Below are 16,482 nucleotides of genomic sequence, written 5' to 3'. Positions count from 1 at the left end.
ATAGATTTTACATACATATCTATAAGGATTTAAATATAAACCAATTCGAGGTAGAGCCATATGAACGAAAGATTAATGGAGTTTTTATTGCGCGACGAAGTAACCAGACTTTCTGGCGTCAAAAAACAAGTGTATGAATTCATCGTGAACGAAGAAGATTATCTTGCATCGAAGGCGGACACGGTCGATCAATTCATGAGATTGCTGGTAAAGCATTCTCCGCCCAGGCTCGCAGCCCGTCATTTCAATATGCCTTATGGGGAAATCATTCGTTTCATGAATGAAATAGAAGATGAACTGAATGAGAGATTAGAGGAAAGATGCAAGAAAGTAAAGTGGATGGACTACACGGAAAAGGACCAGCAGGCATTTGTGGAATATCATAGAAAGTTATATCTATTCGTAAATTAATTGGATCATGAAAATGCCCTGGTATGTCAGCATAAAAGGAATTTTAAGTAGGATACTTGGCTCAACTTTATGGGAATTGCCGGGACCCGGTCAGAGTCAAAGCCATGAAAATAGCCTGAGTTTCACTCCATTGATGGAGGATACAGTTTTTTATTTGGGAATGGTCTCATCCCGAATCCCTCTCATGATTTTAGTGAGGGGGTTTTTTTACCACATTTTTCAAACAAAACTTGGTTATCTTTCACGTATTTTTACTGTTTTATAGGATGAATACTCTCTGGATTGAAGAAATTTGCGACACTCCTGCCGAAAAACTGGCTAGCCGAGACCCCACAGACGCTTGCGTCGAGGAGGCTTGGCAGACAGTCGGCGGAAAGGGAGCGGATTTCTGAAATCAACTGCAACTTGAACAAAAAAAACGGGAACTATACTACTGTATAGTTCCCGTTTTTTCTTACTTTTAAGAAAGAATCAAATGTGTGTCGGTCTCTTTAAACGAAGAGATGAAATCTTTATGTACATGATCGTCAGTGATGATGTAATCGATTTTATCCAGTGACGATATCCCGATGGTCACGTCTTTCCCGAACTTTGTGCTGTCAGCGGCAACATAGACTTCTTGAGATAAATCAATGATTTTTTTTCGTGTATTTGCTTCTTCTAAATTATAGTCGGATATGCCTTTTTCAACGGTTATGCCACTCGCACAAATGAATGCCTTTGAAATATTCAATTCACTAAAGTTGAATAAGTAGTCAAATGCAACAATGGATTGTTCATTTTGCCTGACTTTCCCCCCTATGATCAAGATCTCGATATCGCTATGAATGAGCTCATTTACAACAGGGATCGAACTGGTTATCACGGTCAGTTTCTTTTTCTGTTTTATATATTTAGCGATTTGATAGGTTGTCGAACCACTATCGATATAAATGCAATCACCATCGTCAATATACTCACTGCATTTTTGGGCGATGGTTTCCTTTTCTTCTAATTGACTGAACATCCGTTCATCTATTGTCGATTCTCCAAACTTCGATTGAACCAGTTTAACGCCGCCGTAGATCTTTTCTATTTTTCCTTGCCTTGTAAGAAGGTTCATATCCCTTCTGATGGTTTCGATGGAAACTTGCAGTTCTTCAGTAAGCTCGGCAATTTTCATAACTTTTCTAATCGTTAATAACTCGATGATCTTCTTTTGCCTTTCAAGAGGAAGCATAAGTTTCACCCGCCTATTCTTCATATCTTTCTTCCTGATATTCATTTTAAGTGTACTGTGTACCATGAATATATTCAATAAGTAGATGATAAAAATATCACTAGTTGGTCAAAAGTTAGTATGAAGTTAGTAAAGAAGTGTTCAATATTTACATAGTATTTACAAAAATCTCAAATTCGTTTTACAAATGACTTTTATACTAAGGGTGTATTAAAGGAGGTGAACGGTTTGCTAAAATTACAAAATATTAGCAAGCAATTCGATGGAAAATCAGTTTTGGATAATATAAATCTTGAAATTAAAACGGGGGAGATCGTTTCACTATTAGGACCAAGTGGAAGCGGCAAAACTACTTTATTACATATAATTTTGGGCTTGACGGGTATCAATCATGGAAAAATCATTTTCAATGATGTCGATTTGAGTAACGTGCCCATGAAAGACCGGGGATTTAATATCGTTTTCCAGGATTACGCTCTTTTCCCTCATTTAAACGCCTATGAAAATATCGTTTATGGATTGAGGAACAGGAAGGGATCCGTTTCCAAGGAAGAGCTACAGGAATACATCGATTTCCTGGAATTGACACCGCATTTGAAAAAAAGGATCAGCGAATTATCCGGGGGTCAGAAACAAAGGGTTTCGATCGCAAGGACTCTTGTAATGAAACCGAAGATCTTATTACTTGATGAGCCACTGAGTGCTTTGGATGGTGTGATCAAGGAATCGATAAAGGAACGCATCAAATCCATTGCCCGGGAATATAAGCTGACGACGATCATAGTGACACATGACCCGGAAGAGGCTTTGACGATGTCCGATAAAATTTTGATCATTAATCAAGGGAATATTTCTCAATTTGGATCACCACAAGAAATCATCAATCAGCCAGCCAATGATTTTGTTAAGCAATTCATTCTTAAGCAACTGGAGATCAAGAGAGAAAATATTTATAACTTATTCGGTGAAAAGTATGCCTGATGTAAAACCGGCAATGAGAGTCATTTATATACCTATCTTACTGCTATTTGCCGCTTTTCTTTTCTTGCCGATTGGCACATTGTTCGTCCGTTCTTTTGAAACGGCTGATGGAATCAATCTCTCGAATTATCTAACGGTGCTTTCAAATGCAGAGCTGATGAAGTCATTTGGAAACAGCGTGAAAATCTCAGGTCTCACAGCCGTCATTACGACCGTTTTAGCCTTTTTCCTGGCCTATTCCATCCATTGCACCCGATTATATAGGCCATTAAAAAGTGTAATTAAAACAGGGATCCTAATTCCGATGCTGCTGCCGACAATCACATTCGGGTTTGCGATCATCTACTCTTTCGGCAATCAAGGGATCATAACGAAGATTTTTGGAAGGAATCTATTCGATATATACGGATTTAATGGATTATTGATAGGTTATGTGATTTATACATTACCATCAGCGTTTCTTCTCATTAATAATTCCTTCAAGTACATGGATAAAAAGTTCATCATCGTTTCAAAATTAATGGGTGACGGAACGATAAGAAGTTTCATGAATACGATCATACGGCCATTGGCGGGAACTTTGGGTGGAGCTTTTGTACTTTCCTTCATCTTGAGCTTTACCGATTTTGGGATACCGGCTTCAGTCGGCGGGACTTACTCCGTTGTTGCGACGCAACTGTATCAAGTCATGCTAGGTTCGATCCCTGATTTCAATAATGGTGCAGTGATTGCCATTCTCATGCTCATTCCGGTAGTATTCAGTGTTTTCCTATTAAACTATCTCGAAAAACTGAACTTTCATTATGATAAGTTCAGCTATATCGAATTGACGCAGCACAAAGGGAGGGATATATGTTTTGGGGGTATCTCGCTGCTGGTCTTAATAGGGATGTTTTCAGTATTTGCGGTCATGTTCATTGCACCATTTTTAATTAGTTTCCCTTACGATCTCTCGTTCACCTTTAAGCACTTTATCGACACATTCCAATCGAGCGATTTAACGGCAGTCTATAAAAACTCCTTATTCGTCGCCTTGATGACGGCCGTACTGGGAACGTTCATCGCCTTTAGCTCGGCTGTTTTGAATGTCCGGACGCCACTTAGGGGGAAATCGTCAATGGATGTCATTTCGATGTTGACGAATACAGTACCGGGAATGGTGTTGGGTTTATCGTATTTGCTGCTGTTCAACGGCAGCAGCTGGAAGGGGACCTTTGCCATCATCATTCTATGTAACATGGTCCATTTCTTTACGACACCCTATTTAATGGCGAAGAACTCTTTATCCAAAATGAACCCTGCTTGGGAAACCACCGGGAATCTATTAGGGGATAGCTGGATCAGGACAATCTATCGTGTCATCCTGCCTAACTCGGCATCCACGGTCATTGAGATGTTCAGCTACTATTTCATCAATAGTATGGTGACGATCAGCGGAATCATCTTTTTGGTCACCGCCCAAACCACATTGGTGGCCAGTAAAATTAAAGAGCTTCAGCATTTTGCCAAATTCAATGAAATATTCATCCTGTCTTTACTTATCTTTTTTACAAATCTAGTCGTGAAGCTGCTTTGTGATCATTATCAAAAAAGACAATTCAAACATTAATGAGGGGGATATTATGTTTAAAACGATGAAGATAGCCTTACTGTCTCTAGTTGCTTTAGGTTTGGTATTTGTATTGGTGGGCCGTAACAGCGGCAAAGCAGATGAGGAAAAAGTGGTCATTTATACGAATGGTGATGAAGAAGCCACTGCAGCAATGGAGACTTCACTGAAAGATGCCGGATACGAAGGGAAATATGTCCTTCAATCATTAGGCACATCTGAATTAGGAGGGAAACTGCTGGCAGAAGGGGCTGAAATCGAGGCTGATGTCGTGACGATGAGTTCCTATTTCATCGAAAGTGCACAAGAACAGCACTCCATGTTTAAGGACCTGTCATTCAGTACAAAAGCATTGGAACAAAATCCAGCCTATTATACGCCGATCTTGGCAAATACCGGTTCCATTTTTGTGAATACGGAAGTTCTCAAACAAAAAGGCCTGCCGATGCCGACCACGATTAAGGACTTAACAAAGCCGGAATATAAAGGGCTCGTTTCAATTCCTAACATCCTGGACTCTTCAACTGGGTGGCTGTTAGTTCAAGCAATTATCAGTCAATACGGTGACGCAGAAGGGAAAAAGGTTCTCCATGACTTAATAGCAAATAGCGGTCCGCATCTTGAGAGCTCAGGTTCAGGTCCAATCAATAAAGTGCAAGCAGGGGAAGTGGCTGCCGGTTTTGGTTTACGCTATCAGGCCGTGATGGCTAAAGAGTCGGGCTTACCGATCAAGTTTGTCGATCCGACAGAGGGGAATTTCTCCTACACGGAATCCGTAGCTGTCGTGAATAAAGATAATGAAGCAAAAACAAGTTTAGCAATGAAAATGGCGGAAACGATCAGTAAAGATGCTAGAAAAGAACTGTTGAAACATTACCCGGTCGCACTTTATGAAGGTGAAAAAGTAACGGAAAAGAACAAACCGGCCCACCCTAAGAAATACAAGCAGCCTCTAACGGTCGAATTATTAAAACAGCATCAAGAGTTCTTTAAATCAGCACAATGATAAATACAGTGAGGAGTGAAGGAAAATGAATACATATAAACTTTTAACGCCTGGACCGCTGACCACTACAAGTACGGTGAAACAGGAAATGCTTGTTGACCGCTGTACGTGGGAAAATGATTATAAAGAAATCACGCAAAAAATCAGAGCCCAGCTTCTTGAATTGGCATATGCTGCAAACGGAGAATATACGGCTGTACTTATGCAGGGAAGCGGATCGTTTGTTGTGGAATCTGTGCTGACGACTGCACTTTCAAAATCCGATAAAGTGCTGATCATAACGAATGGCGCATATGGAAAAAGGATTGTGAAAATGGCCGAGTGCATCGGACTGAATCATGTGGAATATGGCGTTGAGTACAATGAATTTCCAAAGGAGACTGAAATCCGGAACATCTTACTGGATGATAGTGACATCACACATATTGCAATGGTTCATTGTGAAACGACGACAGGGATTTTAAATCCGATAGAAATGGTTTCGAAGATATCAAAGGAACAAGGGAAAACCTTGATTATTGATGCGATGAGCAGCTTTGGCGGAGTAGACATGAATGTACCTGAACTTGGAATTGATTATTTGATCAGCAGTGCAAATAAATGCATTCAAGGAATCCCTGGTTTTGGTTTCGTCATTGCGAAGCTTGATAAATTGTTGGCATGTGAAGGCTATGCCCGCAGTTTGTCCCTGGATTTATATGATCAGTGGAAAGAGATGGACAAGGATGGGAAATGGCGTTTCACATCTCCGACACATGTAGTGGCCGCGTTTGCTAAAGCGTTGGAAGAATTAACGGAAGAAGGCGGCATTCCAGCCAGATTCGCCCGCTATAAAAATAATAATGTTAGGCTGAGGGAGCTGATGGGTAAATTGGGCATTCATGCGTATATCTCACCTGATAAACAATCGCCCATCATTACAACATTCCTTTTTCCTGATGAAACCTTTGATTTTGGGGACTTCTACAATTTTATCAAAGAGAGGGGCTACGTAATATACCCCGGAAAGCTGACTGACATAGATACATTCCGAATCGGCAATATTGGCGAAATCCATGAAGAAGATATCGAGGAACTTGGCAGAATCGTAGAAAAATATATGAAAGTGGTGACAGTATGAATAAGGTAGAGGGAATCATTTTGGATTGGGCTGGAACAGCTGTGGATTTTGGATGTTTTGCACCAGTGAATGTTTTTGTGGATATTTTTAAGAATGCTGGACTAAACGTGACGATGGAAGAGGCCAGAGCGCCGATGGGCATGCTGAAAATCGACCATATTCGTGCGATGCTGACCATGCCAAGGATATCTTCGTTATGGGAAGAACAATACGGAAGACCATTCAATGAGGAAGACGTTGAAAAACTATATGCTGAATTCGAACCGGCACTGATGATGTCATTGGCGGATTATACAGATCCAATACCAGGGGTTATCGAGACAGTGGAAGCGTTAAGAAATCGTGGCCTGAAGATTGGGTCGACAACAGGTTATACGGATACAATGATGGAGGTCGTCGTAGCAAATGCTTTGAAAAAAGGGTATCGGCCGGATTTTCATGTCACCCCGGATGCAACCCATTCGATTGGAAGGCCTTATCCTTACATGATATATCGGAATATGGAAGAATTGAAGTTAACCGCATCATGGAAGGTAGTGAAGGTAGGAGATACCATTTCCGATATGCAAGAGGGAGTCAATGCTGGGGTATGGTCGGTCGGAATCATTGTCGGAAGCTCCGAGATGGGATTGAGTTTGAATGAGTATACAAGTTTACCAGAACGAGATAAACAAAATCTCATCTCTAAAACGGCAGATACCTTTATGCAAAACGGGGCAGACTTCACCATCAAAACGATCGAGGAACTGCCTGAACTCATAGATCGAATCAACCTTCTTTTAACAGAAGGGAAAAGACCTCATTCAAGCTAACATTCAGTGCCAGAAAAGTGCAGCATCTTTCATCCTTGAGTAGGAATGAGGGATTGCTGCACTTTTTCACTGAGTGTTATCTCGATTTTTTTTCATTTTACAAGGTGAGGATAGACTTACGCGATCAATCTTTTCGTTAGATAACCATTCGATAGATTAATCCAGTAATGACCTGTGGGTCTCATACCGACAATAGTCGTGTCTAAACTGTATTTTTATCTTATTTTTAAGCATCTTGGCTTTTTAAATCTACATCATAATTTTCTTCGATTTTCAATTCTGGTGGCTGTTTTTTAAGTCCTTTTGTCAATACAAGTAAATAAATGATGCCTATTATTAACCAACTTACTCCAAGTATTTTTGAGTGCACATCAAGATTCACAAGTAGTAAAAGATCAAGAGCAGCTCCAATAATAGGAACAATTAAATATAAGACAGTTCCTTTTACCGAACGTTCTCTATTTCTAATATAATAATGAGCAATTACGGAAATATTAACACAAGTATACGCAAGAAACGCCCCGAAATTAATAAATGATGCTACAAGATCTAAACTTAAAAATAAAGCAAGCAAAGAGACAGAACTAATGATCAGTATATTATTTACGGGTGTCCTATATCTCGGATGCAGGGTACCAAAGAACTTTTTAGGAAACTGTCCATCGCGCCCCATCGTATAGAGGACTCGTGATGCACTTGCCTGGGACGACATGGCACTACCCAATACAGCTAATGCGTAAAGCGCAAGATATATTGAGTACATCACCTTTCCACCAACAAGTTTAATAATTTCATAGGCAGCCGAATCAGGATTATTAAATGTGTTATACTCTGGCCATACAAGATACGAGAAATATGAAACACTTGTAAAGATTAAACCACCACCAAGGGTAATTAAAATAATAGCTCGGGGAATTGTTTTCTTAGGGTTCACTGTCTCTTCCGCAAACGCTGTAACTGATTCAAACCCAAGGAAACAAAAGCATAATAATGCTGCTCCAGCTATTGTATAAGAAAAGGGTTCTTTCGAATTATAGAATGGCTCAAGAGATAAAAGAGTTGCCGTGCTTTCGCCCATAAAAATTTCCTTAATAGAAAAACCTATAAAGATAAGGATAAAAAGTAGAGCGAAAATCGTTATGAATGCGTTTACATTTGTGGCAAACTTCAATCCTTTAATATTAATAAAAGTGACGAGCACCAGCATACCTACAATCCAGATGTAACTTGGAATGGAAGGAAAGGCTGCTGAGAAAAAAATACCAAATACTAAATAATTTACCATTGGCATAAATAAATAATCCATTAAGATCACCCATCCGACAAGAAATCCAACAGAGGGATTGATCGATTTTTGCGTATAAACATAAGCAGAACCGGAAGATGGAAACGCAATTGCCATTTTCCCATAACTGTAAGCAGTAAACATCATTACCACTAGAGCAACTATCATTGCCCCCGGAACCGTACCGTGAGAAATATTAGCCGCAATACCATACGTAGTAAAAGCTGTGGTTAACCCCATAAATGAAAAGCCAAACAACACAACTGGAATGAGTGTCAGTGTTCTATCTGTTTTCCTTAAATTTGTCATGTAAAATACTCACCTCTTTTACCTGATTTAACTTTTATAATAAATGGGATTCAAATTATTACTTCCAAAGCTTTTTTAATACGTGGTTTTCTAGAAATCATATAAAAGTCAGAAAGATGCTAGGGAGCCTGCTTTGAATTATCCATGAACTTGTTGTGTAGAACTTATTTTCCCGTTCCCCGTAAGGAATTCCGTCTGCAGAACAACAATGATAATTCCTGCAAAAATCTTCTCACTGGCATCTTTACGGACTCCTGTAATTTCTTTAGTAGTGACTTGTTCAACGTGAATACTGATTTCTAATCAATAGAAAAACTAAGAATATGAGATAACTCTAAGGACGCTTTATTATTTGGACAATAGTAACTCCGTTTTAATTTCTGTATAAGGCATGTTATGATTGATCCCAACTTCGTGATGAACAATTTCACCGTTTAAAGTGCTGATACAATTTCTTACTATTACATCATTTTCTATAACCTCTTTCAAACCATTATTCGCAATGTCCATAATATATGGGCCGGTTGTCATCAGCATCATGTTTGTCGAGGTTTGTGGACATAGAGCCGGCATATTCGGGACACAGTAATGTAGGACTTCTTGTTCGTAGTAAACTGGTTCCTCTAAAGTCGTATAACGTGAGGTTTCAATTATACCCGTTCCTGCAATATCAATAATGATAGAATTAGGTTGCATCTTACTGACCATCTCTCGTGTAATGAGAGGTTCGGTTACCCCTGGCATCGGATAAATTGTATTAATTAAAACATCACTTTGAATAAGTTCTTCGAACATCATATCTTTATCCCAACACAAAATGTCCACCTGTGGCAACTGATTCTTCAAATAATCGATGCGTTTCATTGAGGCTTCCATGATCGTTACATTCAATCCAAGGCCCACAGCAACTTGCGCAGTATTGAGTCCAGCATTGCCACCACCAAGTATGAATACTTTGCTCGACGGTAAACCGGCCAGTTTCCGGAGAAGTATTCCTTTTCCACCATAACCATATTGAGCATATTTGACTGCTTCAAGCATTGCCAATGTTCCTGCAATTTCACTCATTGGTTTAATCGTAGGTCTTGTCCCATCAGGTAAAACGATTAATTCCATTGATATTGAAATTGCTTTTTTATCTAGTAATGCCTGTGTCATCTCATGATTTACATCTTCCGCCAAATGAAACCATGCCATTATCATTTGATTTTCTTTAAGAAGGCCATATTCATATGGTTGAAGCTCCTTCACTTTAACAACAAATTCTGCCTTCTCATAAATTTCGTCAATCGTGTTTACTATTTTTGCTCCAGCCAAAATATATTTCTCGTCACAAAAACCACTAGCTTCACCTGCCATGCTTTGTATTAGTACTTCATGACCGAAAGCTGTTAATTTTTTTACCCATGATGGATTTAATCCCACTCTAGTCTCTGCGGTTTTTAATTCTTTAGGAACTCCTACTATCATTGTTCATTCTCCTTTTTAATTGTATTTAATTTATTGAACATTCTAAAATCTTACAGGGAAATGATAACCCTTTCATTAGACACGAGGTTAAATGTATATTAGTTTTTTTTTAACCAAGCACTTTTGGTCATTTTGTACTTTTATGAATATAGCTTTGGTGAAAAAGTGATAATTTTTCCATTGTTTATCTAATGTTTTGGTCGTTTTAAGTTTCAGTACTTCATCGTTCATGCACACATATAACTGATGAAAAATGGTGGAAATTATAAAAGATTATCAGGTTGATTGAGGTATTTCATTAAAGCATGTAAAAGAACATTACTTGGGGTTAAACGAGATACAGATCCATATTTTATGGGCTTAGACTTTCTAGTATAGTTATAATAAAATGATACAGCTAACAATTATTAAATGAGGAGGTACACATGCTTACAGTACAAGATGTTCTTAAGCGCTCACTCTTTTTAAAGACGGAGGTAGTTGCGGGGGCTAACGGGTTGCACCGTCAAGTGAAATGGACACATGTCCTTGAAATCCCGTTTTTTGATGATACCATCTTTCAGGGAGGGGAACTGATACTCTCCACCGGATTTGGGTTTGAATGGAGAGACTCCTCTAATACTTCATTTTTGTTAAATCTTATCGAACGCAACGCCTCATGTTTATGTATAGAACTTGGACACCACTTCGAAAAGGTCCCTAATGAAATGATCGAGATGGCAAATGAGTATAACTTTCCGATTATTATTTTCAAAGAATTCATAAATTTCGTTGAAATAGCACAGGATCTACATTCGTTTATCATTAATGCTCATCATGAGAAGTTGGTTACATTAGATTCGATATCAAGAAAGTTCCATTCATTGTCACTCACTACTCATGGGTTATCAAATATTTTAAAGTTGTTGCAACAGAAGACAGAAGCACCAATTATCTATCTTCCTATTGATGGAACACCTTTTTCGATTCCAGGATTGAAAAATGAATTCATGGAACAGCTACTTCAAACCATTTATGAAGATAAAGAACACTGGCAAGACCGAATTACAAATGATTCGCCCGTTGAATGGAAGGCATTAAACCATACTATTCTTCTCCAACCGATCGGGGCAATGGATCAAATCTGGGCGTACCTTGTTATGGTTTTAGATCGTGAATCGGATGAATTCGATTTCCTAATCCTTGATCGTGCTTCTCTAGCAATCTCACAAGACTTACTGCGCAAACATTATTTGGACGAAAAACGATTACGTTTAGAATCTACATGGCTAAATGATTTACTTTTTAGACGCATCAATAATGAGGAACAAGCAAGGGGATTTATTTCGTTAAAATCTAAGCACGCTTCTATACATTATCGAATTGCAATCGTTGATATCGAAGATGTTTTTCATCCTTCTTCATTAAGTTTATCGGATGAAGAAAATGAATCTGCTATATATCATTATTCTTTAAAAATTCGATCTGGGTTCGCAAAATATTCTTTTACACCCTATATCACCTCAATAAGAAATCAAATTATTGTATTAGCTATTGATCTCGGAACTGCCGATTCTTCTAAGGCACGCTTCTTGAAAGTGATCGATGCCTTGCTATATGTTAAAGAAGGTGAATCTAGCCAAATCCGTATAGGCGTTGGGCGACAATACCAGTTACTTTTGGATGCTCATACTGGTTATCGAGAAGCGCAGTTAGCTTTAAATTATCGTACGTTTTCAACAAGTGCCTTTTACGAAGACCTTGGCATCTTTCGGTTGATACAATTAATTCAACATGATCAAGATACAGCCCATTTTATTGAAGACTATCTCTCTCCTTTAATATCCTATGATAAGGATTATGGAACGGAATTGCTTCTGACTTTAGCAAAATACTTTGAGCTTGATCGCTCAAAGAAGCTTACTGCTCAAAAATTACATATTGTAAGACAAACACTCTATCATCGGCTGGAAAAAATAAAAAAGGTTCTTGATCTTGATTTTGATATGCCGGAGAACAGATTAAACGTTGAAATGGCTTTGAAAGCATATCAACTCATACAACAAGTGGGAGTACCTACGAAGTAGTTATCAACCGGCAACCACGGGGCGATGTTAAGTCCGAGGATAAAAATAATTTAGCAATAATATTCTTTGACGTCCCATACCCTTATTCCGTTTTCAACCTGATTTTTCATTATAATGGTAATACTCCATTTATCATTCATACGTACTTAATGAATGGTAAGTTTTAGTGATTGGAATTAAAAAACTCTGTTGATTTTTAAAATGAACAGAGTCTTTTAATAAATCCATATTGTAAAAAGTGAGAAAAGAGTGTACGATTAAATGAGAATGATAATCAATCACATTTGATTACCGAGGAGTGGGCGTAAATGGAACAAGATTTATATGATGTAACGGTTATTGGGGGAGGGCCAGCAGGCCTTTACTCCACTTTTTATAGCGGACTTAGAGAAATGAAAGTTAAACTGATTGAATACCAGCCACGGCTAGGCGGGAAAATTCATGTCTATCCGGAGAAAATGATTTGGGATGTAGGAGGGCTGACACCCACTACTGGGGAAAAATTAATTGAGCAGCTAGTGGAGCAAGGTTTAACATTCAATCCAACAGTCGTCTTGAATGAAAAAGTGGAATCCATCACACGGAATGAAGAAGGTATCTTCGTTTTACATACGGCTTCAGGTCAAATGCACTTTTCCAAGACGATTATTGTCGCGGTTGGCGGCGGAATTCTGAATCCGCAAAAGTTGGAAATAGACGGGGCAGAAAGGTTTGAAGTCTCCAATTTAAACTATACTGTTAAGTCTTTCAATCGATTCAAGGATAAGACGGTGATCATTTCAGGCGGCGGGAATTCTGCTATAGACTGGGCAAATGAATTGGAGCCCATCGCCAAAAAGGTGTATCTGACATACAGGAAAGATAGTTTAGCAGGTCATGAATCACAAGCAAGGCAATTGATGGAAAGCTCTGCTGTTTGTTTTTTGAATACGACGATTACAAAACTGATCGCCTGCGCTGATCATGAATCAATTGAGCATGTTGAACTGACGAATCACGCAACGGGAGAGGTTTCTTACTTGCCGATCGACGAAGTCATCATCAATCATGGTTATGAGCGTGATACATCGCTGCTTCGAAATAGTAAAGTGGATATAGCCATAGCCGACAATTATTATATTGAAGGTACTTCTTTAAGTGAATCCTCGATGGATGGAATATACGCTGCCGGTGATATCCTTAAGCATGAAGGTAAATTGAACCTGATAGCAGGTACTTTTCAAGATGCAGCAAATGCCGTAAACAAAGCAAAGCAATATATCCAGCCTGACGCTCACGGAGTGGGGATGGTTTCTTCCCATAATGAAATCTTTAAAAAGCGCAACAGGGAATTGATCAAGGAAATGATGAAACCGGCTGGGGTACTTTAAAGGGAAAATAAAAGCTCCAGGGCCTCATGGGCCCTGGAGCTTTTTAGCACTTATAGAGATTCTTTAATGACCTTCTTGTAATGAAATACGGATAGGATTCCGAAGATCGAATACAATGCCGTGTATAATGCCATAACGATGATCATCGGTGTCCAAACTTCGGTCCCGAATAAGAACCATCCTGATTGGACTGCGAAATAACTATGAAGCAGCCCGACGACTAAAGGAATGCCGAAATTGAAAACTTGTTTTGCTTGGATTCCTCTTAACAAGTCACCTCGCGTGAATCCCAGTTTCCTTAAGATGGTGTAATTGGATTTTTCACCTTCACTTTCATCCATTTGCTTGAAATACAGGATGCAACCGGATGTGATGAGGAAGGTTAATCCCAAGAAGGCGACGATGAACATGATAAGACCCATATTCTTCTTCTGGGTGTTGAACATTTCAAATTGGGAATCATTCACATGTTCTTCTTTAAAACTCATTTTATTGAATAGATCATTCGCTTTTTCAAGTTCAGCTTCATCCTTCACATCAATACCGATATTTACAGATGATACTTTTTGGATCTTCGGGTCGACATCCTTTTTCAAACGGTCGAAAATCGTTTGGTCTACAATGGCAACGGGCAATCCGCCATTCGTGAAGTAATAGGACAGGATGCTATCATCATTCAATCCCATGTATGTTTGCGGAATCACTTCGGTTTTGCCCTTCAGTTCAATCTTTCCGGAATCCTTCAAGGACATGACCTTCTCCATCATATTACTGTATCCGCTGAAAAGGGTCTCATCTTCAGCAAGGTTGATTCCTTTAACGGATTCATCACTGATGACGGGAACAGTCATGATGTCAGGATCAAAGTTCACTCCTTCGAGGCTCGTTTCCATTATTTCCTTTACATTGACATCCACTTGAATGACATCGATCACCTTTTCGTCATAATCAATTTTACTGTCTGATAATGCTTTTTTGAATGCATCTGCATCTTCCGTATCCGTCATCGAAAAATCGGTGGGGATAGAGCTTTGTGCCATTTTCTCCGCTGAGTAGTAGGAGATATAGCTTAATGATAATAACCCGATCGCCAAAGCGGAAACTGTCGTGATGATCGTCAATAATATCGCATTCGATTTCATCCGGAACATGATGGATGAAAGGGACAATACTTCATTAATGTTCAAATAGCCATTTTTCTTTTTACGGATGATATTAAAGATGAAGCTTACGGATCCTTTATAGAATAGGTAGGTACCGATGATGACGGTTGCCAAAATGAATATCATGGCCATAAAAAGCTCGGTCATCTCTGTAAAAGCTCCATCGAATAATTTGGATGAAACGACATAGCCAGCAATGATCAGGATGATCCCGAATATCCCGAGGATCATTTCGAACATCGAAACCTTTTTCACTTTTCCTTCCGTCATTGAAGTCACTCTAAATAATGATAGAATGGTCTGCCTTTTAATGAAGGCATAATTCATCAACATGATGAAAAGATAGATGGCGCTAAAAACGAGCAAGGTTTGCACTAGCGGCTGAAAAGAAAATTTAAGGGTTGCGATTGCCTGGACACCCATTATTTTAAATAGGATCATGATAATCAATTTTGAAGCGGCAAACCCTACAAAGATTCCCAGGAATACGGAACAGTAATACAGGATCAGGTTTTCCACACTCAGGATCCGGAATATCCTGTTCTTCGTCATGCCTATCAATTGGAATAAGCCAATTTCTTTACTGCGTCTTTTTATGAAAATGCTATTGGCATATAAAAGGAATATGGAAACAATTGCAACAAGCAGGATCGATGCAGCCTTGATGGAGGCGGCCCCTTTCACCGTACCCTCCGCTTCATCCAGCGCTGGGTCATATTGCAAGGTGACAAAAGCAAAGTAAAGGGAAGCGCTGAAGACCAGGGCAAACACATACAGATAATAGTTCTTCAGATTTTTCTTCAAATTTCGCAAGATGAGTTGATTAATGCTCATTTTGAACCCCTCCCAATACACCTTGTGTTTTCATGATGTCCTTGAAGAAGGTTTGTCTGGATTGTTCACCTTTATTCAATTGTGTATATATTTGTCCATCTTTAATGAAAATGACTCGGCTGCAATAACTAGCCGCCACTGGATCATGGGTTACCATGATGATGGTCGCTTTGCGCTTTTGATTCATTTCGCTCAGTTTGTTCAGTAAATCGGAAGCTGATTTGGAATCAAGCGCCCCAGTCGGTTCATCCGCAAATATGATGCTTGGATCATGGATGAAAGCCCGTGCTGCAGACGTACGCTGTTTTTGACCGCCGGAAATTTCATTTGGGTATTTATCCTTCACTTCATATATGCCAAGTTCCTTCGCCACGCTATCAAACTTTTGTGCCGCTTCGTTATTGGGCGTTTTGGTAATGGACAAGGGCAGAAGGATATTTTCTTTGACAGTCAGTGTGTCCAATAAGTTATATTCCTGGAAGATGAAGCCTAGATGGTTCTTACGGAATTCGGCCAACTTCTTTTCTTTCATCCCCGAAATCTCTTTTCCATCGATCGTAATGGTGCCGTTGCTGATTTTATCAATCGAGGAAAGGACATTAAGTAAAGTCGTTTTTCCTGAACCGGATGCACCCATGATACTTACGAATTCACCTTCTTGTATGCTTATATCAAGACCCTTTAATACTTCTTGTTTATTGAATTTATTACCATAGCTTTTATGGATTTTTTTCGCTTCTAATATATTCATTTGGATACACTCCTTTTTTTCTATATCCTCATTATAAAAGGCCATGTATTTCTTTTCCTTCGTTTGGACGAACAAA

Annotated in this window: 13 protein-coding genes; 8 read left to right on the top strand and 5 right to left on the bottom strand. The window is 39.0% G+C overall.

Annotated elements, in window-relative coordinates:
- The first annotated feature begins 60 nt into the window (after positions 1-60).
- A complete protein-coding gene (locus AC3ISB_RS21060; RefSeq protein WP_098372038.1) occupies positions 61-411 on the top strand; it encodes a hypothetical protein in 351 nt (116 codons plus the stop codon).
- Positions 412-871: 460 nt separating this feature from the next.
- On the opposite strand, the gene AC3ISB_RS21055 is transcribed toward AC3ISB_RS21060, so the two are convergent.
- Positions 872-1,630, bottom strand: coding sequence for a DeoR/GlpR family DNA-binding transcription regulator (locus AC3ISB_RS21055; RefSeq protein WP_141994004.1), 759 nt, complete (start codon positions 1,628-1,630; stop codon positions 872-874).
- A 228-nt stretch (positions 1,631-1,858) separates the two neighbouring features.
- Between AC3ISB_RS21055 and AC3ISB_RS21050 the strand changes: the two genes are divergently transcribed.
- Genes AC3ISB_RS21050 through phnX form a run of 5 tightly spaced genes read left to right on the top strand, consistent with a single transcriptional unit; the run spans position 1,859 to position 7,158 of the window.
- Positions 1,859-2,611: an ABC transporter ATP-binding protein gene (locus tag AC3ISB_RS21050; RefSeq protein WP_098372040.1), complete on the top strand. Its 753-nt coding sequence runs from the start codon at positions 1,859-1,861 to the stop codon at positions 2,609-2,611.
- Positions 2,604-4,220, top strand: coding sequence for an ABC transporter permease subunit (locus tag AC3ISB_RS21045; protein ID WP_489274129.1), 1,617 nt, complete (start codon positions 2,604-2,606; stop codon positions 4,218-4,220). Before AC3ISB_RS21050 ends, AC3ISB_RS21045 begins: the two co-directional genes overlap by 8 nt.
- Before the next feature lie 13 nt (positions 4,221-4,233).
- On the top strand, positions 4,234-5,226 hold the full coding sequence (locus AC3ISB_RS21040) for an extracellular solute-binding protein (protein WP_489274127.1): 993 nt from the start codon (positions 4,234-4,236) through the stop codon (positions 5,224-5,226).
- 25 nt (positions 5,227-5,251) lie between these two features.
- Entirely contained in the window at positions 5,252-6,346 is a 1,095-nt protein-coding gene (gene phnW, locus AC3ISB_RS21035) for a 2-aminoethylphosphonate--pyruvate transaminase (protein ID WP_489274125.1), read from the top strand.
- Positions 6,343-7,158: a phosphonoacetaldehyde hydrolase gene (gene phnX / locus AC3ISB_RS21030; protein ID WP_489274123.1), complete on the top strand. Its 816-nt coding sequence runs from the start codon at positions 6,343-6,345 to the stop codon at positions 7,156-7,158. Before phnW ends, phnX begins: the two co-directional genes overlap by 4 nt.
- A 226-nt stretch (positions 7,159-7,384) precedes the next feature.
- On the opposite strand, the gene AC3ISB_RS21025 is transcribed toward phnX, so the two are convergent.
- Positions 7,385-8,752 carry an APC family permease gene (locus AC3ISB_RS21025; protein ID WP_489274121.1) on the bottom strand — a complete coding sequence of 456 codons (1,368 nt, stop codon included), beginning with the start codon at positions 8,750-8,752 and terminating at the stop codon, positions 7,385-7,387.
- Between the two features lie 348 nt (positions 8,753-9,100).
- On the bottom strand, positions 9,101-10,222 hold the full coding sequence (locus AC3ISB_RS21020) for an alanine dehydrogenase (RefSeq protein WP_489274119.1): 1,122 nt from the start codon (positions 10,220-10,222) through the stop codon (positions 9,101-9,103).
- A gap of 425 nt (positions 10,223-10,647) precedes the next feature.
- On the opposite strand from AC3ISB_RS21020, the gene AC3ISB_RS21015 reads away from it, so the two are divergent.
- On the top strand, positions 10,648-12,288 hold the full coding sequence (locus AC3ISB_RS21015) for a PucR family transcriptional regulator (RefSeq protein ID WP_489274117.1): 1,641 nt from the start codon (positions 10,648-10,650) through the stop codon (positions 12,286-12,288).
- A 308-nt stretch (positions 12,289-12,596) separates the two neighbouring features.
- Positions 12,597-13,658: an NAD(P)/FAD-dependent oxidoreductase gene (locus tag AC3ISB_RS21010; protein WP_489274115.1), complete on the top strand. Its 1,062-nt coding sequence runs from the start codon at positions 12,597-12,599 to the stop codon at positions 13,656-13,658.
- A 50-nt stretch (positions 13,659-13,708) separates the two neighbouring features.
- On the opposite strand, the gene AC3ISB_RS21005 is transcribed toward AC3ISB_RS21010, so the two are convergent.
- Positions 13,709-15,655 carry an FtsX-like permease family protein gene (locus AC3ISB_RS21005; protein ID WP_489274113.1) on the bottom strand — a complete coding sequence of 649 codons (1,947 nt, stop codon included), beginning with the start codon at positions 15,653-15,655 and terminating at the stop codon, positions 13,709-13,711.
- Positions 15,645-16,406, bottom strand: a complete 762-nt coding sequence (locus tag AC3ISB_RS21000) for an ABC transporter ATP-binding protein (RefSeq protein ID WP_098372095.1) — start codon at positions 16,404-16,406, stop codon at positions 15,645-15,647. Before AC3ISB_RS21000 ends, AC3ISB_RS21005 begins: the two co-directional genes overlap by 11 nt.
- Positions 16,407-16,482: the final 76 nt, after the last annotated feature.

The sequence above is a fragment of the Peribacillus sp. GL_122 genome, from assembly GCF_057835005.1.
The sequence above is the reverse complement of the archived record's forward strand: the minus strand, read 5'-3'. Positions and strand labels throughout refer to the sequence as shown.